Origin of the sequence: Streptomyces sp. NPDC020965 (assembly GCF_044333555.1) — a bacterium.
Lineage (GTDB): Bacteria > Actinomycetota > Actinomycetes > Streptomycetales > Streptomycetaceae > Streptomyces.
Window position 1 is genome coordinate 528,211 of the sequence record NZ_JBIRRE010000005.1, and the last position, 20,182, is coordinate 548,392.

At 71.0% G+C, this 20,182-nt stretch carries 13 protein-coding genes; 11 read left to right on the forward strand and 2 right to left on the reverse strand.

What is annotated here, in order from left to right:
• Positions 1-12: 12 nt before the first annotated feature.
• The 7 genes from ACH4S7_RS18785 to ACH4S7_RS18815 all read left to right on the forward strand — a co-directional run bounded on the left by ACH4S7_RS18785 (position 13) and on the right by ACH4S7_RS18815 (position 8,958).
• The gene (locus tag ACH4S7_RS18785; RefSeq protein WP_398522305.1) at positions 13-1,260 is read left to right on the forward strand and encodes a spermidine/putrescine ABC transporter substrate-binding protein; all 1,248 of its coding nucleotides are present in this window, start codon (positions 13-15) and stop codon (positions 1,258-1,260) included.
• Between the two features lie 368 nt (positions 1,261-1,628).
• On the forward strand, positions 1,629-2,819 hold the full coding sequence (locus ACH4S7_RS18790) for an ABC transporter ATP-binding protein (protein ID WP_398522306.1): 1,191 nt from the start codon (positions 1,629-1,631) through the stop codon (positions 2,817-2,819).
• The gene (locus ACH4S7_RS18795; RefSeq protein WP_398522307.1) at positions 2,816-3,745 is read left to right on the forward strand and encodes an ABC transporter permease; all 930 of its coding nucleotides are present in this window, start codon (positions 2,816-2,818) and stop codon (positions 3,743-3,745) included. Before ACH4S7_RS18790 ends, ACH4S7_RS18795 begins: the two co-directional genes overlap by 4 nt.
• Complete coding sequence (locus ACH4S7_RS18800; RefSeq protein WP_398522308.1) at positions 3,745-4,638, forward strand: ABC transporter permease; 894 nt, start codon at positions 3,745-3,747, stop codon at positions 4,636-4,638. The genes ACH4S7_RS18795 and ACH4S7_RS18800 overlap by 1 nt, the downstream gene beginning before the upstream one ends.
• Before the next feature lie 208 nt (positions 4,639-4,846).
• A complete protein-coding gene (locus ACH4S7_RS18805; RefSeq protein WP_398522309.1) occupies positions 4,847-6,259 on the forward strand; it encodes an NAD(P)/FAD-dependent oxidoreductase in 1,413 nt (470 codons plus the stop codon).
• Positions 6,260-6,565: 306 nt separating this feature from the next.
• Positions 6,566-7,027 (forward strand): hypothetical protein, encoded by a 462-nt coding sequence (locus tag ACH4S7_RS18810; protein WP_398522310.1) that lies wholly within the window; start codon positions 6,566-6,568, stop codon positions 7,025-7,027.
• Between the two features lie 149 nt (positions 7,028-7,176).
• Positions 7,177-8,958 carry a chitinase gene (locus ACH4S7_RS18815; protein ID WP_398522375.1) on the forward strand — a complete coding sequence of 594 codons (1,782 nt, stop codon included), beginning with the start codon at positions 7,177-7,179 and terminating at the stop codon, positions 8,956-8,958.
• Here the strand turns inward: ACH4S7_RS18815 and ACH4S7_RS18820 are convergent.
• On the reverse strand, positions 8,894-9,604 hold the full coding sequence (locus ACH4S7_RS18820) for a phosphatase PAP2 family protein (RefSeq protein WP_398522311.1): 711 nt from the start codon (positions 9,602-9,604) through the stop codon (positions 8,894-8,896). The genes ACH4S7_RS18815 and ACH4S7_RS18820 overlap by 65 nt on opposite strands.
• Before the next feature lie 554 nt (positions 9,605-10,158).
• Positions 10,159-11,493, reverse strand: coding sequence for a 4-aminobutyrate--2-oxoglutarate transaminase (gene gabT, locus ACH4S7_RS18825; protein WP_398522312.1), 1,335 nt, complete (start codon positions 11,491-11,493; stop codon positions 10,159-10,161).
• Between the two features lie 307 nt (positions 11,494-11,800).
• On the opposite strand from gabT, the gene ACH4S7_RS18830 reads away from it, so the two are divergent.
• The 4 genes from ACH4S7_RS18830 to ACH4S7_RS18845 all read left to right on the forward strand — a co-directional run bounded on the left by ACH4S7_RS18830 (position 11,801) and on the right by ACH4S7_RS18845 (position 20,175).
• Complete coding sequence (locus ACH4S7_RS18830; protein ID WP_398522313.1) at positions 11,801-14,161, forward strand: ATP/GTP-binding protein; 2,361 nt, start codon at positions 11,801-11,803, stop codon at positions 14,159-14,161.
• Positions 14,162-14,436: 275 nt separating this feature from the next.
• The gene (locus tag ACH4S7_RS18835) at positions 14,437-15,996 is read left to right on the forward strand and encodes a PucR family transcriptional regulator (RefSeq protein WP_398522314.1); all 1,560 of its coding nucleotides are present in this window, start codon (positions 14,437-14,439) and stop codon (positions 15,994-15,996) included.
• Positions 15,997-16,347: 351 nt separating this feature from the next.
• Positions 16,348-17,793 carry an aldehyde dehydrogenase family protein gene (locus ACH4S7_RS18840; RefSeq protein WP_398522315.1) on the forward strand — a complete coding sequence of 482 codons (1,446 nt, stop codon included), beginning with the start codon at positions 16,348-16,350 and terminating at the stop codon, positions 17,791-17,793.
• A 435-nt stretch (positions 17,794-18,228) separates the two neighbouring features.
• On the forward strand, positions 18,229-20,175 hold the full coding sequence (locus ACH4S7_RS18845; protein ID WP_398522316.1) for an acyl-CoA dehydrogenase family protein: 1,947 nt from the start codon (positions 18,229-18,231) through the stop codon (positions 20,173-20,175).
• Positions 20,176-20,182: the final 7 nt, after the last annotated feature.

Below are 20,182 nucleotides of genomic sequence, written 5' to 3' on the forward strand. Positions count from 1 at the left end.
GGCAACAGCCTCATGGACCCATACGAGCCCGATGGTCCCTCCCCGGCCCGGCTGGCGGCGGTGCGGCGCACGCTGACCAGTGGCCGGGGCGCCCTCACCCGCCGTTCGCTGCTGCGCGCCACCGGCTTCGGCGCCCTCGGCGCCGGTGGTCTGGCCACCCTGAGCGCCTGTGGCATCCCGCCCGCCAAGCGGGAGGGCGGGGGTGAGGCATCGGACGACCACTCGGCCGACGAGAAGACCGTCACCTTCTCCAACTGGACCGAGTACATGGACGTCAGTGAGGACGAGAAGAGCCGGCCGACGCTGTCCGGGTTCACCCGCCGTACCGGCATCAAGGTCAAGTACACCGAGGACATCAACGACAACGTCGAATTCTTCGGAAAGATCCAGCCGCAGCTCGCGGCGGGCCAGGACACCGGTCGCGATCTCATCTGTGTCACCGACTGGCTCGCCGCCCGGATGATCCGGCTCGGCTGGGTGCGCAAGCTCGACGCGTCGCTGTTGCCGCACGCGTACGCGAACCTCTCCCGCCAGTTCCGTACCCCCGACTGGGATCCGGGCCGCGCCCACTCCTATCCCTGGACCGGGATATCGACCGTCATCGCTTACAACACCAAGGCGACCGGCGGGAAGAAGGTCGACTCGGTCAGCCAACTGCTGGACGATCCCACCCTCAAGGGCCGGGTCGGCTTCCTCACCGAGATGCGCGACACCGTGGGCATGACCCTGCTCGACCTCGGCAAGGACCCGGCGAACTTCACCGACGCCGATTACGACGCGGCTATCGGGCGGCTCCAGAAGGGCGTCGACAAGAAGCAGATCCGCCGCTTCACGGGCAATGACTACACCTCCGACCTGGACAAGGGCGATCTCGCCGCCTGCCTCGCCTGGGCCGGTGACGTCATCCAGCTCCAGGTCGACAACCCCAATATCCAGTACGCGATCCCCGCCGCCGGATACATCACCTCAAGCGACAACCTGCTGGTCCCGGCCGGGGCCAGACACCAGCGGAACGCCACCCGGCTCATCGACCACTACTACGAGCTCCCGGTCGCGGCCCGGCTCGCCGCGTACATCAACTACGTCTGTCCGGTCGACGGGGTGGGGGCCGAACTGGCGAAGATCGACCCGGCCCTGGCCAGGAACACACTGATCATCCCGGATCGGGCGATGGCCGCGAAGTCCCGCGCCGTCCGCTCGCTGAGCAGCGCGGAGGAGACGGCGTACGAGGAGAAGTTCGCCAAGCTCATCGGCGCCTGAGAGGTCCGGGTGCGCCGGTGCCGCCCGACTGGCGCGCGGGTGAACGGGACGGCGCGGGCCTCCGGCCGGACCGGCCGGACCGACCGGACCGACCGGACCGGTCCGCGCGTCCGGCAGGGACCGTCCGCGTGGTCAGCGGGACCGGGTGACCGCTCCCGGCCGTGCGGAGCGCCCCCGGCCGGAGTGCCTTACGGCGGCCCGGAACCCGTACCCGTACCCGTCCCCGTACGTCCGACGCTCGCCTGTCCGCACCCGTACGCCTCACCCCGTACGTACGCCCGTACCTCCGCCCGTACATCCGAGCCCGGCCGGTACTGGTGTCCGAGCACCCCGCCCCCGATCGCCAGCAACCCCTGGGAACGCGACCCATGACTGACACGACAGCCGGCGGCGACGTCCGCCTCTCCGGGATCAGCAAGACCTACGGCAACTCCTTCACCGCCGTCCATCCGCTGGACCTGACCGTGCCCCAGGGCTCCTTCTTCGCCCTCCTCGGCGCTTCCGGCTGCGGAAAGACCACCACCCTGCGGATGATCGCCGGGCTGGAGGACCCGACCACCGGAACCGTCCTCCTCGGCGACCGGGACGTCACCTCCCTCCCCCCGCACAAACGGCCCGTCAACACCGTCTTCCAGAGCTATGCGCTCTTCCCGCACCTCTCCATCCACGAGAACGTCGCGTTCGGTCTCCGCCGCCGCGGCATCAGGTCGGTGAAGAAGCCGGTCGGCGACATGCTCGACCTCGTACAGCTCGGCGATCTCGCCCAGCGCAGACCGCACCAGCTCTCCGGCGGCCAGCAGCAGCGCGTCGCCGTCGCCCGCGCGCTCATCAACCACCCCCAGGTCCTGCTGCTCGACGAGCCGCTCGGCGCCCTCGACCTCAAACTCCGCCGTCAGATGCAGTTGGAGCTCAAACGCATCCAGACCGAGGTGGGCATCACCTTCGTCCATGTCACCCACGACCAGGAGGAGGCCATGACCATGGCCGACACGGTCGCGGTGATGAACGGCGGTCGCGTCGAACAGCTCGGGGCGCCCGCCGAGCTGTACGAGAACCCCCGGACGACCTTCGTCGCCAACTTCCTCGGCACCTCCAACCTCATCCAGGCCGAGGTGGTCTCGGTCGGCGGCGGCACCGTCGAGGTCACCGCCCCCGGCGCCACCCTCCGACTGCCCGCCGAGCGCTGCGCCACCACGCCCGCCGTCGGCGGCGCACTGCTGGTCGGTGTGCGGCCGGAGAAGATATCGCTGACCCACGCGGACGACGCCGACACCGTCGCGGCCGGCCGCAACCGGGTCACCGGCACCATCGCCGACGCCGGGTTCATCGGCGTCTCCACGCAGTACGTCATCGACAGTCCGGTCTGCCCGGAGCTGGAGGTGTACGCGCAGAACATCGAGCGCGATCCCCGGCTGACACCCGGCGCGGCGGTGATCCTCCACTGGAACCCCGACCACACCTTCGGTCTCGACGCGGCCCAGTCCCCGTCGGCCGGGACGGTGGGCGCCACGGCAACTGCCACGGCCACGGCCGGGGAGACGGTCGAGGCGACACCATGACCACCACCGAGGCACCCCCGGCGCCCGACCCGGCCGCCGCGCCACCGGTCCACCGACGGCCGCTGCGCCGCCGACTGGTCCCGTACTGGCTGCTGCTGCCCGGCATTCTCTGGCTGCTGGTCCTCTTCGCGCTGCCGCTGGTCTACCAGGCGTCGACCTCCGTACAGACCGGCTCCCTGGAAGAGGGCTTCCGGGTCACTTGGCACTTCCCGACCTACTGGGACGCCCTCACCGAGTACTGGCCGCACTTCGTCCGCTCGGTGCTGTACGCGGGCACCGCGACCGCCCTGTGCCTGCTGCTGGGGTATCCGCTCGCCTATCTGATCGCCTTCAAGGCGGGGCGCTGGCGCGCTCTGCTGCTGGTGCTGGTCATCGCCCCGTTCTTCACCAGCTTCCTGGTCCGCACCCTCGCCTGGAAGACGATCCTCGCGGACAGCGGCCCGGTGGTGGAGGTACTGAACACCGTCGGCTTCCTCGATGTGACGAACTGGCTCGGAATGACGGACGGCAGCCGGGTGCTCGCCACCCCACTGGCGGTGGTCACCGGACTCACCTACAACTTCCTGCCCTTCATGATCCTGCCGCTCTACACCTCGCTGGAGCGGATCGACCCGAGGCTGCACGAAGCGGCGGGCGATCTGTACGCCACGCCGGCCACCACCTTCCGCCGGGTGACCTTTCCGCTCTCCCTGCCGGGTGTCGTCTCCGGGACACTGCTCACCTTCATCCCGGCCAGCGGCGACTACATCAACGCGGAACTCCTCGGGTCCACGGACACCAAAATGGTCGGCAACGTCATTCAGTCGCAATTCCTGCGGGTGCTCGACTATCCGACGGCCGCCGCGTTGTCCTTCCTCCTCATGGCCATTGTGCTGATCATCGTCACGTTGTACATCCGGCGGGCCGGAACGGAGGATCTGCTCTGATGCGAGACCTGACCCGATCGCTGAGGCGAACTCCCGAGCCGACTCCCGAGCCGACTCCCGAGCGGAATCCGGCACGGCTTCCGGCCTGGTCTCCGGTGGCCTGGATCAAACGGAACCTGGTCGTCGTCGCGGGACTGCTGACGCTCGCCTATCTGATCCTGCCGAACATCGTCGTGATGGTGTTCTCCTTCAACCGGCCGGCCGGAAAGTTCAACTACTCCTGGCGGGAGTTCTCCACCGACGCCTGGCGTGACCCCTGCGGTGTCGCCGACCTCTGCGGCTCGCTCGCGCTCTCCCTCCAGATCGCGCTGCTCGCGACCGTCGGAGCCACCGTGCTCGGCACGATGATCGCCTTCGCGCTGGTCCGCTACCGGTTCCGGGCCCGGGGCGCGATCAATTCACTGATCTTCCTGCCCATGGCCATGCCCGAGGTGGTCATGGCGGCTTCCCTGCTCACGCTGTTCCTCAACCTCGGCGCCGAACTCGGCTTCTGGACGATCCTCATCGCCCACACGATGTTCTGCCTCAGTTTCGTCGTGGTGGCGGTCAAGGCGCGGGTGATGTCGATGGACCCCCGGCTGGAGGAGGCCGCCCGCGATCTCTACGCGGGGCCCGTACAGACATTCCTCCGGGTCACCCTGCCGATGGCCGCCCCGGGAATCGCCGCGGGCGCGCTGCTCGCCTTCGCACTCTCCTTCGACGATTTCATCATCACCAATTTCAATTCGGGTAGCACCGTCACCTTTCCCATGTTCGTCTGGGGGTCGGCGCAGCGCGGTACACCGGTCCAGATCAATGTCGTGGGCACGGCCATGTTCGTCATCGCGGTGCTGACCGTGGTCCTCGCACAGTTCATCGGCGCGCGCCGGAGGAATCGCGCGGGGAGGCCGTAGCCCGCACCGTCTCCATCCCCTGTCTCCTATCGCCTATCTCCTATCCCCCGCACCCTTCTCCTTCTCCTTCTCCTTCTCCTTCCCGTTCCCGTTCTCCTTCTCCGCCGACCCGACCCGACCTGCCCCGACCCGACCTGCCCCGTGTTGTCCGTCCGCCCTGTCCCGTACGTCCGCCCGGTCATCCATCGGCCGCCGAGGAGTGGAAACCATGGCCCCACCCGCGACGTCGTTCGCGTCGTCCCTGTCCGACGCCCGGCCCGTGTCCTTCTGGCTGGACGACCCGGCCAGGCCCGCCCCGCTCCCCGCGCTCAGTGGTGACGAGCGCTGCGATCTGGCCGTCGTCGGCGGCGGCTACAGCGGGCTGTGGACCGCGCTGCTCGCCAAGGAGCGCGATCCGGGGCGGGACGTGGTGCTGATCGAGGGCCGCGAGATCGGCTGGGCCGCCTCCGGCCGCAACGGCGGCTTCTGCGCCGCCTCCCTCACTCACGGTCTCGCCAACGGACTGAGCCGCTGGCCCGACGAGATCCGCACCCTGGAGGCGCTGGGGGAGCGCAATCTCGACGCCATCGAACGCGCGGTGGCCACGTACGCCATCGACTGCGACTTCCGGCGCACCGGCGCCATCGACGTCGCCACCGAACCGCACCATGTCGCCGAGATCGAGGAGGCGTACGAGGTGGCGGGGCGCCTCGGGCTGGACGGGTCGCAACTTCTCGACCAGGACGCCATGCGCGCCGAGGTGAACTCGCCGACCTTCCTCGGTGGCCTGTGGGACCGGCGCGGCACCGCGATGGTGAACCCGGCCGGGCTGGTGTGGGGACTCAAACGGGCCTGTCTGGACCTCGGGGTGCGGATCCACGAGAACACCCGTGCCCTCGACCTCGCCCCGTCCGGCACCGGAATGGCCGTACGCACGCCACGGGGACGGGTCTTCGCCGCCGAGGTCGCGCTCGGCACCAATGTCTTCCCCTCGCTGGTGCGGCGGGTCCGCCCGTACATCGTCCCGGTCTACGACTACGCGCTGATGACCGAACCGCTCAGCGCGCGGCAGCTCGACGACATCGGCTGGCGGGGCGGCCAGGGGCTCGGGGATGTGGCCAACCAGTTCCACTACTTCCGGATGACCGCCGACCACCGGATCCTCTGGGGCGGCTACGACGCGATCTATCCGTACGGTGGCCGGCTCAGTGCCGGGCTCGACCATCGCCGGGAGACCTACCTCAAGCTCGCCGAGCACTTCTTCCGCTGCTTCCCGCAGTTGGAGGGCGTGCGGTTCAGCCATGCGTGGGGCGGGGCGATCGACACCTGTTCCCGGTTCTCCGCCTTCTTCGGCACGGCCCACGGCGGCCGGGTCGCCTATGCCGCGGGGTACACCGGACTCGGCGTGGGGGCGACCCGCTTCGGTGCGGAGGTGATGCTCGATCTGCTGTCGGGGCGGCCGACCGAGCGCACGGAGCTGGAGATGGTCCGCGGCAAGCCGTTGCCCTTCCCTCCGGAGCCGTTCGCCTGGGCCGGGATCGGTATCACCAAGTGGTCGCTGGCCAGGGCGGACGCCCAGGGGGGCCGGCGCAATCTGTGGCTGCGGGCGATGGACCGCATCGGTCTCGGCTTCGACAGCTGAACCTTCCTCCCTTTCCCTCCATCCCTCCATCCATCCAGGGGATCCGTCGGCCAGGAGAGTTCGTACGCCGGAAAGGCCCGTACGTCGGGAGGGCGTCGGGGAAGCTCGTACGCCCGGAGGCTCCGTACCTCGGGACGGGTGGGCGCCTGGGGGGCGTACGACCGGGGCGTACGGGACGTGACCCAGTTCACTACCAGTGAGTAGCAAAACCCGCGTCATACCGCGAGCCCAGCCCGCTCTCTCCGTGTGAGAGGCGCTCACAGCGCCCGATGAACCACACGCGGAACGACGGATGGAGGCCGGGCGATGACTGGCTCGGGGGCAAAGACAGCGGTGGAGTGGCTGACGTCGGTGGCGCCGGACCCGGACGCGTGCCGGTGGGAGTGGGAGCGCAACCCGTTCGGGGTCGCCCTGCTGCCCGCCGGCCGCCACTGGGACGTACTGATCCTGCCGGGGGAACTGGGGCACCCGACCCTCGATGTGCTGTGCCGGCTGGTCGACCGACCGGGACCGGTGCTCGCCGACGCCGGTGACGCCCGGATGGGCTTCTTCGTCCCGGCCGGGACGGTCACGCACTGGCTCGGCACCGGTATCCGTGGTGCGGGCCGGGGTAGCTGGATCGTCGTGCCGTACCCGGGCCGCCCCGGCGGGAGCGGAGTCCGCTGGCTGATCACTCCCGACGGTTCGGGAACCCTCAGCGACCCCGTGCTGCTGGAGCTGGCGATGCACGAGGCGGCGGCCGTACGGGCCCGTCGGGAGGGGGAGTGAGGCTCTGGAGACTCACCTGGATCCTGGCGCGAGTGTCTGCCAGAAGTCTTGACAAGCCCATTGGTCTGGACCAAATTGTGCGCGCTCCCACTTCCCACCCCCCACGCACGGAGGCAGTTGTGGAACGCACCAGAGACCGCACCAGACTCATGGCCGCGCTGACGGCGGCCGTCCTCGCCTTCGGTGGACTCGTCGCCGCGACGACCACCGCCGAGGCCGCCGACGCCGAACTCGCCGTGAACGGAGGCTTCGAGGCCGGCCTCAGCGGCTGGAGCTGTACGGCGGGCAGCGGAGCCGCCGTCGGCGCACCGGTCCACGCCGGCACCTCGGCCCTGAAGGCCACCCCCTCGGGCGGTGACAACGCCCGGTGCAGCCAGACGGTCACCGTCAGACCCAACTCCGCCTACACCCTCAGCGGCTGGGTCCAGGGTGGCTATGTCTACCTGGGCGCCTCCAACACCGGGACCACCGACGCCGCCGCCTGGACACCGTCCGCGAGCACCTGGCAGAAACTCTCCACGACCTTCCGTACGGGCGCGTCGACCACTTCGGTCACCATCTACACCCACGGCTGGTACGGCACCCCGGCCTACCACGCGGACAGCATCTCGCTGTTCGGCCCCGGAGGCGATCCGGTGCAGATCCCGGCCGCCCCCACCGGGCTGACCGCGGGGTCGCCCGGCGCCACCTCCGTACCGCTGAGCTGGTCGGCCGTGCCCGGCGCCACCGACTACCACGTCTACCGGGGCACCACCCGGGTCGCCTCGGTGACCGGGACCTCCGCGACCGTGACGGGGCTGACCCCGTTGACCCCGTACACCTTCCAGGTCACGGCGGCGAACAGCGCCGGCGAATCCCCGAAGTCGGCGGCGGTGAGCGCCACCACCACCAGCGGTGGCACGCCCGGTGGCGGCCTCCCGGCCCATGCGCTCGTCGGCTATCTGCACAGCAGCTTCGCCAACGGCTCCGGCTACACCCGGATGGCGGACGTCCCCGACTCCTGGGACGTCATCAACCTCGCCTTCGGCGAACCGACCTCGGTGACCTCCGGCGACATCCGGTTCAGCCTCTGCCCGGTGGCGCAGTGCCCCAACGTCGAATCGCCCGCCGAGTTCAAGGCGGCGATCAAGGCGAAGCAGGCGGCGGGGAAGAAGGTGCTGATCTCCATCGGTGGCCAGAACGGGCAGGTCCAGCTCGCCTCCACCGGCGCGCGGGACGCGTTCGTCACCTCCGTCTCGAAGATCATCGACGAGTACGGACTGGACGGCCTCGACATCGACTTCGAGGGCCACTCCCTCTCCCTGAACACCGGCGACACGGACTTCCGCGCCCCGACCACCCCGGTGATCGTCAACCTGATCGCCGCGGTCAAGAGCCTCAAGGCGAAGTACGGCCCCGACTTCGTGCTCACCATGGCGCCCGAGACGTTCTTCGTCCAGCTCGGCTACCAGTTCTACGGATCGGGTCCCTGGGGCGGCCAGGATCCGCGTGCCGGATCGTATCTCCCGGTCATCCACGCCCTGCGCGACGACCTCACCCTGCTCCACGTCCAGCACTACAACTCGGGTCCGATCATGGGCCTGGACAACCAGTTCCACACGATGGGCAACGCCGACTTCCACATCGCCATGGCGGACATGATGCTCACCGGCTTCCCGGTCGCGGGCAACCAGTCCCGGATCTTCCCGGCGCTCCGGGCCGAACAGGTGGCCATCGGCCTCCCGGCCTCCAACCAGGCGGGTGGCGGATACACCTCGCCCGCGGATGTGACCAAGACCCTCGACTGCCTCACCAAGAAGGTCAACTGCGGCTCTTACGCCACCCACGGCACCTGGCCCGCACTGCGCGGGCTGATGTCCTGGTCGATCAACTGGGACCGGTACAACCAGTTCGTGTTCTCCCGGAACTTCGACGCCTATCCCTGGAGCTGATCGAGCTGATGGACCTGATCGAGCTGATGGAGCTGATCAACAACAACGCTCCGCACAGGCACCAACTGCCGAGGACGTCCAGCGGCCAGTGATAGCCGCGCAGCACCAGGCCGATGCCCGTCGCCAGGGTCAGCACCCAGGCGGCGGGCATCGCCCATCGGCGGCGCTGGTACGGGGCGAGCAGCAGGGCGGCGCCGCAGTAGGCGACCATCGCGGTGGCCGCGTGGCCCGAGGGGTAGTAGCCGCCTGTGCCGCCGATGCCGCTTCCGTCGGCGAGCGGGCCGGGGCGGTCGATCAGGGCCTTGAGGGGTACGACGAACGCGGGTAGGGCGACCATGACGAGCACGATGCCCAGTGCCTCGTACCGCCGCCGCCGGGTGCCTCCCGTGCGGGGGGATCCGCCGTCGGCCCGACCGCCGTCCTCATGCCCGCCGCTGCGGCGCCGTGCCGTGCGGTCCCGCCAGAGGGCGTACGCGAGGGCCGCGGTCAGTACCGGCAGCGCGACCGCCAGATTGCCGAGGTCGGCCAGGAACTCGGTGAGTGGTTCCGGTCCGAGGCCGACGATCGCCCGCTCGATCCGCTCGTCGACGGAGCGGGCCGGGCCGTCCGCCGCCACCTGCCAGGTGATGAGCGCGAAGAGAACCACACAGAGGATCAGGGCGCCGAACGGTGTGGTGAACGGCTTGATGACCGCCGTCCTGGTGACCGTCTTGGTGAACGCGGCCGTGAACAGCCGAAAGGCCGGCCGTCCCGGAACAGGGGGGTTAGTTCCGAGAGGGCCGGCCTGATCGGACCGCCGAGCGCCCCGGGGGGTTTGGGGCGAGCGGCCGTCCGATCGGTGAGGAGTTCCGGAGCCAGTGGCTCCAGTGGTGTGCGCGATGGCACGACCGGGCCGGGGCTGGGGATGCTCCGACACGGCATCGCCCGCAGTCCCCTGCGGACGGGGTGTTTCTCTCATCTGCGGAAACCGTACGGCAGGGGGCGGGGGAGCCGACAGCCGGAACTCCATCCCGCCATCGCCCCCGCACACGTTCTTCACAGGTAGCGACCGTTCCGCCTGGTCAGGGCCAGGATAGTTCGATCCGTACGACTCTTGGGCGGGAGCGCCGCAAGCCGTCTCAGGGCTTCGCGGCGCTCCCGTTCGGGCCGCTTCCGGACGCAGCCGGTCCGCTCAGTCCGCCGGCCTCGGAGCGCAGCGCCTCAGACCGTGGTGAACGCCTGCTCAAGGATGTCCAGACCCTCATTGAGGAGGTCCTCACCGATCACCAGCGGCGGCAGGAAGCGCAGCACATTGCCGTAGGTGCCACAGGTCAGCACGAGCAGGCCATCGGCCTGGCACGCCTTGGCCAGCGCGGCCGTCGCCGTCGCGTTCGGCTCCTTGGTCGCCCGGTCCGTGACCAGCTCGATCGCGATCATCGCCCCACGGCCGCGGATGTCACCGATGATGTCGAACTTCTCCGCCATCGCGGCGAGACGGCCCTTCATGACCTCCTCGATACGGCGGGCCTTCCCGTTGAGGTCCAGCTCCTTCATGGTCTCGATCGCCCCGAGCGCGCCCGCGCAGGCCACCGGGTTGCCGCCGTACGTACCGCCCAGACCGCCCGCGTGCGGGGCGTCCATGATCTCGGCGCGGCCCGTCACGGCGGCGAGCGGGAGACCGCCCGCGATGCCCTTGGCCGTGGTGATCAGGTCCGGGACGACACCCTCGTCCTCACAGGCGAACCACTGGCCGGTACGGCAGAAACCGGACTGGATCTCGTCCGCGACGAAGACGATCCCGTTCTCCTGGGCGAACTTCGCGATGGCCGGCAGGAAGCCCTTCGCCGGCTCGATGAAACCACCCTCGCCGAGGACGGGCTCGATGATGATCGCGGCGACGTTCTCGGCGCCGATCTGCTTGCTGATCTGATCGATGGCCTGCGCGGACGCCTCGGCACCGGCGTTCTCGGCGCCGGTGGGCCAGCGGTAGCCGTACGCCACCGGCACCCGGTACACCTCGGGCGCGAACGGGCCGAAGCCCTGCTTGTACGGCATGTTCTTCGCGGTCAGCGCCATGGTGAGGTTGGTACGACCGTGGTAGCCGTGGTCGAAGACGACGACGGCCTGGCGCTTGGTGTGGGCGCGGGCGATCTTGACGGCGTTCTCGACGGCCTCGGCACCCGAGTTGAAGAGCGCGGACTTCTTGGCGTGGTCGCCCGGCGTCAGCTCGGCGAGCGCCTCGGCGACGGCCACATAACCCTCGTACGGCGTGACCATGAAGCAGGTGTGCGTGAAGTCCGCGAGCTGCGCGGTCGCCCGGCGCACGACGGCCTCGGCACTGGCGCCGACGCTGGTGACGGCGATGCCGGAACCGAAGTCGATGAGCCGGTTGCCGTCGACGTCCTCGATGATCCCGCCTCCGGCGCGAGCGGTGAAGACGGGCAGCACGGACCCCACACCCCCGGCGACCACGGCGGTACGGCGGGCCTGAAGCTCGATCGACTTCGGTCCGGGGATGGCGGTGACGACGCGGCGCTCCTGCGGGATTGCGGTCATGAGGGGCTCCTGGGGGTGCTCTGGGACGCTACTTCTTCGCTTTCTCGCAGGCTAGGGGCGGGGGAGGGGGGCAGGCATGTGCCGTTCGGGAGTGTTGGGCGGAAGTCGTTGTCCGCGACGGACAGGCGCTGACGGAGGCGGGGCGCCTGGGCGGACGGGGGGTCGGGGGCTGTGGCCTGGGCATGGCGGGGACGGCAGGGGGCGCCGGGGTGGGGCATCGGGCGGGGCGAATCGGTGAACTACCCCCGGCTGGGCACTAGATTGACGGTGCACAGAGCGGGCCTGGCTGGTCAGGGGGCAGTGGTTCATGGATTCCGAAGGCACATTCGACACCCGGGGTACCCGGCCCGACTCGGTGCCGCCGTTCCCGCCAGGGCCGCCACCCGCCGCCGTACCCCGGCCGGCCGGGCCACCGGCACATCCGGGGGCGCCTCCCCGCCCTGGTCACGCGCCCACCCCCCGCCCGGCCGTCCTCGACTGGCTGCGCACCTCGCGCCCCGATGCAGACCCCGGGGTCTGGCGGTTCGGCCACCGGCCCCGGGCGGAGGAGAAACCTGATCAGGTCCCGGCGCGCCAGCTCTTCAGCGGGGCGGTCATCGCCTACCTGAGCGGCCTGCTCCTCTGGTCCCTGCTCTGGCACGGTTTTCTCGGCGGCTGGTGGATCTTCGGCGAAAAGTGGTGGACGCTGCCCATGCGCTGGGCGGTGCCCGATGAGTGGACGGCGAAGAGCCACCCCCAGTTTGGTCTGTTCATCGCGGTGACGTACCTCTACTACGGACTCGTGCTGGTCCTGATCGCCGTGGGCATGGGGCGGGTCGGGAACTGGGGTGACGTCTGGCGGCGGTACGGCGTACCCCTCTGGCCGCTGTTCGTCCTGACACCGGGCGTCTGGCGGGAGATGAGTGACGCGGCGGAGGGGGTGCCGAACGTGCCCCTCTGGTTCGAGTGGGCCCCCAACATCTACTACCTCCTGCTCGTGCTGGCGGTGGCCGCCGCAGTTGGACGCGTCGGCGTCCGGCCGTCCATCCGCAACCTGCTGAGCAGGTCGTCACGGACCACCACCCAGGCCCCACCCGCCGAGGCCGACCCTTCCGAATGGCCCGAGCTGCGGGCCGCAGGGCTGTCGGACACCGCGCGGAGTCTCGCCGAAGCGGTCCGGAACGGCACGCTCGGCGATGTGGACTATGCGCGGATCCGGCGCGCCTGGCAGGGCGTCCAGGCCAGGCCAGAACGGCTCGCCGCGTTCAGCGACACGGTGGGCAGGCACGGCCCGGCCGCCTGCGCCCACCCTTCCGGACTGCGTGATCTCCCGAGCCGCGCGGCCACCCACGACCTCGTCACCGGCCAGGTCAAGATCGGCACCGTGGTCGACAACGCCCGCAACCCCTACCCCCGCCGCACCACCGGCGTCGCCCTCGACCCCGCGCTGCTCGGCACCTCCCTGCTCGCCGTCGGCCCCTCCGGCTGCGGCAAGAGCGTGCGGCTCGTGCGGCCCGTGGTGGAGTCCATGTGTCTGCTGGCGCTCGCCAACCGGGCCGCCGTCGTCGCCGTCACCGCCCACGGGACGGGCCTCGCCCCCGACGACGCCTTCGACCTCGTCATCGGGGTCGGGCGCGCCGACGCCACCCATGACCTCGACCTCTACGGAGGCGCCGACGACCCCGACGAAGCCGCCCGGGTGCTCGCCGAGGCCCTGGTGGGGGATCTCACCGTGACCCTGCCCGGGGGTGACAGCAGGCGTGCCGCGACCGCGCTGGCGCAGCTCATCGGCCCGTACGAGAGTGTCCACGGCCACTTCCCCGGCGTGCCCGAGCTACGCGAGCTGCTCGGTGGCGCGCCCGCCGCCGTCGAGGCGTTGCGGGCGGCGCTGGAGGAGCGGGGCGGTGCCGGTGCCGCCGCCCAGTTGCGGGAGCTGGACGCCCGGCAGCGGCAGTCGGCCCGCGCCGACGACATCGGGGTGCTGCTGGCGGAGCGGATCGCCTTCCTGGACCGGCCCGCGTTCGCGCGGTTCTTCCGTACCGACGACGGCGGCCGGCAGTTCTCCCTGCGGGCGATCGAGCACCCGTTGCGCGTCCGGATCGACCTCCCCGAGCGCGGCCACGCCGAGGCGTCGCGGATCATCGCCCGGCTGCTGCTCGCCCAGTTCACCGAGGCCACGCTGAACCGCGCCGACCGTTCGCTGTTCGCCGCGCTCGTCCTCGATGACGCGACCTACACGGTGACCGCGGACTCGGTGCGCGCGATCCAGCGGCTGCGCTCCGTCAACGCCGGTGTCGTCCTCGCCCTGCGCACCCTGGAGGACGTGCCCGAGTCCTTGCGCGGGCCGCTGCTCGGCGCGGTCGGCTGCCGGATGGCGTTCGCCGGTCTGGCGCCCTGGGACGGCAACCGGTTCGCCGAGGCATGGGGCACCGAGTGGGTGCAGACCCGTGATGTCACCAATCGGCAGATCATCTCCGACGAGCCGCTCACCAAGGCGCTGCACATGATGCGCCGGCTGGTCACCGGCCGGGCGGTGACCGCCGAGGCCATCACCGTCCGGGAGGTGGAGCGGGCCCGCTGGTCCGCCTCCGACCTGGCGCACGCCGTGCCGCCGGGGCACGCGGTGCTGTCACTGACGACCGTACGCGGTGATCATGCACCGCCCCTGCTGATCGATCTACGCACATAGCGACGTATCCATCTCCAGGCGGCGACAACCAGCAACAACCAGCGACAAACGGCGGTAAACGGCGGCAAGTAGCGACGGCAGACGCCAGTAAGCGGGGCAAGTGGTGAAATCGGCAGCAAATAGCCACAAGCAGCCTCAAAAAGCACCAGATGGCGCCAACCGCTGCCAACTGCTACGAGATGGCAGAATCGAAGCAGGCCGTTCATACGGGACGGCGAAGTCCGGCCGCGGGCCCCGGCCCGTGACCCCGAAGCCCCGAGGTTCTTGAAACCCCCATGCCGCCAACCCTCGCCTCCCTCGTCCAGCACTCGGCGCTCAAACTCACCGTGCGCGCCGGGGAGGACCGGCTGGACACCCCGGTCCGCTGGGCGCACGTCAGCGAGCTGGCCGACCCCGTCCCGTACATGGAGGGCGGCGAACTCCTCCTCGTCACCGCGATGACCCTGGACGCCGAGGACCGCGATGCCATGCGCCGCTATGTGCGACGGCTCGCCCGCGCCGGTGTCGTCGGCCTCGGATTCGGGGTCGGCGTCTACTACGAGGACATCCCGGACGCGCTCGTCGACGCCGCCCGCGAGGAGGGCTTCCCGCTGCTCGCCGTGCCGCGCCGGACGCCCTTCCTCGCGATCAGCAAGGCCGTGTCGGCGGCCATCGCGGCCGATCAGTACCGCGCGGTGACGGCCGGTTTCGAGGCCCAGCGCGAGCTGACCCGGGCGGCGCTCGCCGACGGCCCCGGCGGGCTCGTCGCCCGGCTCGCCGCCCATGTCGACGGCTGGGCCGCGCTGTACGACGCGGCCGGCGCGGTCGTCACCGCATCGCCCGAGTGGGCCGCGCGCCGGGCCGCCCGGCTCACCGGCGAGGTGGAGCGGCTGCGCGAGCGGCCCGCCCCCGCCAGCGCCGTCGTCGGCGACACCGGTGACGGCGACGACCGGGTCGAACTCCAGTCGCTGGGCTCCGGGCGCCGGGTCCGCGGCGCGCTCGCCGTCGGTACGGGAGCGCCGCTGGGCACCGCCGGGCGGTACGCCGTGCACTCCGCCGTCGCCCTGCTCACCCTCTCCACCGAACGTTCCCGCTCCCTCCAGCGCGCCGAGCAGCGGCTCGGCGCCGCCGTGGTGCGGATGCTGCTCTCCGGCCAGCCGGACCACGCCCGCGCGGTCGCCGGCGACCTCTACGGCACCCTGCTCGACATGCCCTTCCGACTGCTGATCGCCGAACCGGTCGGAGAGGCGGACCAGCGCCCCCTCCAGGTGCTGACCGATGCGGTGGAGTCGGCGGGCGCACGGTCGGGCGAGAGCGTCCTCGTCGTGCCGGACAGCGAACACCGGCTGGTGGTCCTCGCCGCCGACGGGGGAGCGGTGGTCGCCGCGTGTGCCGCCGAGTACGGGACGAAGGAGGCGGAGGAGGCCGAGGTCGTCGTCGGGCTCTCGGCGCCGACCGGCCCGATCGCCGCCGCCGGCGCCTACAAACAGGCCGAACAGTCGCTCTCGGTCGCCAGACGGCGCGGTCGTGCGCTCGTGGAGCACGACGAACTGGCCGCCGGTTCGCTCCTGCCCCTGCTCGCGGACGACGCGGTACGCGCCTTCGCGGACGGGACGCTGCGCGCGCTGTACGAGCACGACGCGACCGGGCGTGGCGATCTGGTGGACTCGTTGCGGGCCTGGCTCTCGCGGCACGGCCAGTGGGACGCGGCGGCGGCCGACCTCGGCGTGCACCGGCACACCCTGCGGTACCGGATGCGCCGGGTGGAGGAGATCCTCGGTCGTTCGCTGGACGATCCGGACGCGCGGATGGAGCTGTGGCTGGCGCTGAAGACGACGGCCGGCCCGGCGCGCTGAGCCCGACCCATCCTCCGCGGCGGATGTGCCGGTGACCGGCCCGGGGCTCCAGTGCGGCGGCCCGCCCCGCCGCTCCCGGTGCCTAGGCGCCGGAGACCGACCCCGCCCCGCCCGGTCCCCAAGCGCCTGCGGCGCCCCACCCCCACCCTCCGGACCTGACGCGGACTTGCCCGAAATGCCCAGGCAAGCGCAGACCCGCCCCGCCCACGACCGCACCAGGCACCTCCCCGGGGCTCCAAAGCGGCGGGAACGCCGCCCCGACCACTCCACCCCGGACAAACACCGCCACGGCCTCCCGGTCCTAACGTGGGGGCAGACCATCCACCCCAGCTACCTCGGAAGGGCCGGGACATGACCTCCACGCACGCCTTCTGGCTCGCCGGCCGCCAGGCCACCGGCGAGACCGCCTTCGACGTCACCTCCCCCTGGGACGGACGCCTCGTCGGCCAGGTCTCCGTCCCGACCGAGGCGCAGGTCGAGGAAGCCGTCGCCGCCGCGTACGCCGTACGGGACGAATTCGCGGCCACCCCGGCCCATGTGCGTGCCGCCGCCCTCGACCATGTCTCCCGACGGCTCGCCGAGCGCACCGAGGAGATCGCCCTGGTCATCTCCGCCGAGAACGGCAAGCCCATCAAGTGGGCGCGCGGCGAGGTCGGCCGTGCCGTCTCGGTGTTCCGGTTCGCGGCCGAGGAGGCCCGCCGTTTCAACGGCGGCGAGGCCCAGCGCCTCGACACCGACGCGGGCGGCACCGGCCGGCTCGCCCTCACCCGACGGATCCCCAAGGGAGTCGTCCTCGGGATCGCGCCGTTCAACTTCCCGTTGAACCTCAGCGCCCACAAGGTCGCCCCGGCCATCGCCGTCGGCGCGCCGATCGTTCTGAAGCCCGCCCCGGCCACCCCGATCTCCTCGCTGATCCTGGGCGAGCTGCTGGCCGAGACCGAGCTGCCGGCCGGCTCCTGGTCCGTGCTGCCCGTGCCGAACGACCGGATGCCCGCCCTCGTCCAGGACGAGCGCCTCCCGGTGATCTCCTTCACCGGCTCGGGCCCGGTCGGCTACGCGATCATGGACTCGGTCCCGCGCAAGCACTGCACCCTGGAGCTGGGCGGCAACGGCGCCGCCGTCGTCCTGGGTGACTGGGCCTCCGAGACGGACCTGGACTGGGCGGCGTCCCGGATCGCCACCTTCTCCAACTACCAGGGCGGCCAGTCCTGCATCTCCGTGCAGCGGGTCATCGCCGACGACACCATCTACGACCGGCTGCTGCCGAAGATCGTCGCCGCCGTGGCGGCACAGGTCACCGGCGACCCGTCCGACGACGCCACCGAGGTCGGCCCGCTCGTCAGCGAGGACGCCGCGAAGCGCGTCGAGTCGTGGGTGGACGAGGCGGTCGGCGCGGGCGCGAAGCTCCTGGTCGGCGGCGGACGCGACGGCGCCTCCTACGCGCCGACCGTGCTCACCGAGGTCCCCGCCGAAGTCACCATCGCCAGCGAAGAGGTCTTCGGGCCGGTTCTCACGGTCACCAGGGTGTCGGGCGAGGCCGAGGCGTTCGCCGCGGTCAACGAGTCGAAGTACGGCCTGCAGGCCGGTGTCTTCACCCATGACGTCCAGACCGCCTTCCGGGCCCACCGCGCCCTGGAGGTCGGCGGTGTGATCATCGGCGATGTGCCGTCCTACCGCGCCGACCAGATGCCGTACGGCGGTGCCAAGCAGTCCGGCGTCGGCCGTGAGGGCGTCGCCTACGCGATGGCCGACTACACCTACGAGCGCGTTCTGGTCCTCACCGGCCTCGCGCTGTAACGAACGTCCGCTCCCCCCGGCCGTCGGCGGACGCCGGGGGGCCGACATGGCCGGAGTCCCCGTACGCGGGGACTCCGGCCGCTTTTCGTCCATTTCCGTCAGCGAGTGCACGCGCCGGGCCCCCGGAAGCGGTACGGACCGCTGTCGTACGGGCGTGAACGCCGCCCCCGGGCGCACCCCAGTGCAGCCTCGCACCCCCGGGCGCACCCCCCGCCCCCGGGCGCACCCCACCCCACCCTCACTCCCGCCCCGTCTCCGGCGCACCCCCACCCACCCCGGTGCCCACCCCCACCCCCGGCGTTCGCCCGACTGCGGCCCGGGACTGGTGGACCGCCCCCCGATCGGGTAGTACGGACGGGTAGCACCGGTCGGTAGCGCCAGTCGGCCCCCGGCCGCCGTGCCCCCGGAATCCCGACTCGCGGCGAGGTGAACCTCATGACCGCACCACTTGAGAAGAATCTGCCCCCCAAGGTCACCGAGCGAGAGGCGCGGCAGGTCGCCGAGGCCGCGCGCGAACAGGACTGGCACCGGCCCAGCTTCGCAAAGGAGCTCTTCCTCGGCCGCTTCCGCCTCGATCTGATCCATCCGCACCCCCTCCCCACCGGCGAGGACACCCGGCGCGGCGAGGAGTTCCTGACCAGACTCCGGGCCTTCTGCGAGACGCGCGTCGACGGCGCGCTCATCGAGCGGGAGGCCCGCATCCCGGACGAGGTCATCAACGGCCTCCGGGAACTCGGCGCGCTCGGGATGAAGATCGACACCAAGTACGGCGGTCTGGGACTCACTCAGGTCTACTACAACAAGGCCCTCGCGCTGATCGGCTCCGCCAGCCCCGCGATCGGTGCGCTGCTCTCCGCGCATCAGTCGATCGGCGTACCCCAGCCGCTCAAGACCTTCGGCACCGATGAGCAGAAGGACCAGTTCCTGCCCCGACTGGCCCGTACCGCTATCTCGGCCTTCCTGCTGACCGAACCGGACGTCGGCTCCGATCCCGCCCGCCTCGCCACCACGGCGGTGCCGGACGGCGACTCGTACCTCGTCGACGGCGTCAAGCTGTGGACCACGAACGGCGTCGTCGCCGATCTGCTCGTCGTGATGGCCCGGGTGCCGAAGTCGGAGGGGCACCGCGGCGGTATCACCGCCTTCGTCGTGGAGGCGGCGAGCGAGGGCATCACCGTCGAGAACCGCAATGCCTTCATGGGCCTGCGCGGTCTGGAGAACGGCGTCACCCGCTTCCACCGGGTCCGGGTCCCCGCCGCCAACCGGATCGGCCCCGAGGGAGCCGGTCTCAAGATCGCCCTCACCACCCTCAACACCGGCCGGCTCTCGCTCCCCGCGATGTGTGTCGGCGCCGGCAAGTGGTGTCTGAAAATCGCCCGCGAATGGTCGGCGGAACGCGAACAGTGGGGCAAGCCCGTCGCCCGGCACGAGGCCGTCGGTACGAAGATCTCCTTCATCGCCGCCACCACGTTCGCGCTCGAAGCCGTGGTCGACCTCTCGTCCCAGATGGCCGACGAGGACCGCAACGACATCCGTATCGAGGCGGCGCTCGCCAAGCTGTACGGCTCGGAGATGGCCTGGCTGATGGCCGACGAGCTGGTCCAGATCCGCGGCGGCCGGGGCTTCGAGACCGCGGAGTCGCTCGCCGCGCGCGGCGAGCGCGCCGTACCGGCCGAGCAGATGCTGCGCGACCTGCGCATCAACCGCATCTTCGAGGGCTCAACCGAGATCATGCACCTTCTGATCGCGCGGGAGGCCGTCGACGCCCATCTCAAGGTCGCCGGTGATCTGATCGACCCGGAGAAGACCGTCGGCGACAAGGCCAGGGCGGGCGCGCAGGCCACCGCCTTCTACGCCCGCTGGCTCCCCAGACTGGTCACGGGCCCCGGGCAGTTGCCCCGGACCTATGCCGAGTTCCATCCGCAGGGACACCCCGATCTGGCCGCCCATCTGCGCCATGTCGAACGATCGTCCCGCCGGCTCGCCCGCGCGACCTTTCTGGCCATGGCCCGCTGGCAGGGGCGGTTGGAGACCAAACAGGCATTCCTCGGCCGGATCGTGGACATCGGCGCCGAGCTGTTCGCGATGAGCGCGGCCTGCGTCCGGGCGGAGCTGCTGCGGACCGGGGGCGGCCCCGGCCGCGAGGCGTACCAGTTGGCCGACGCCTTCTGCCGGCAGTCCCGCATCCGGGTCGAGGAGCTGTTCGACCGGCTCTGGTCGAACACCGACGACGTCGACGGCCGGGTCGTCGAGGGCGTGCTGTCCGGCCGGTACGGCTGGCTGGAGGAGGGCATCGTCGACCCGAGCGGCGAGGGGCCCTGGATCGCCGACGCCACCCCCGGGCCGTCCGCACGGGAGAACCTCCACCGCCCGATCCCCTGACCGCACC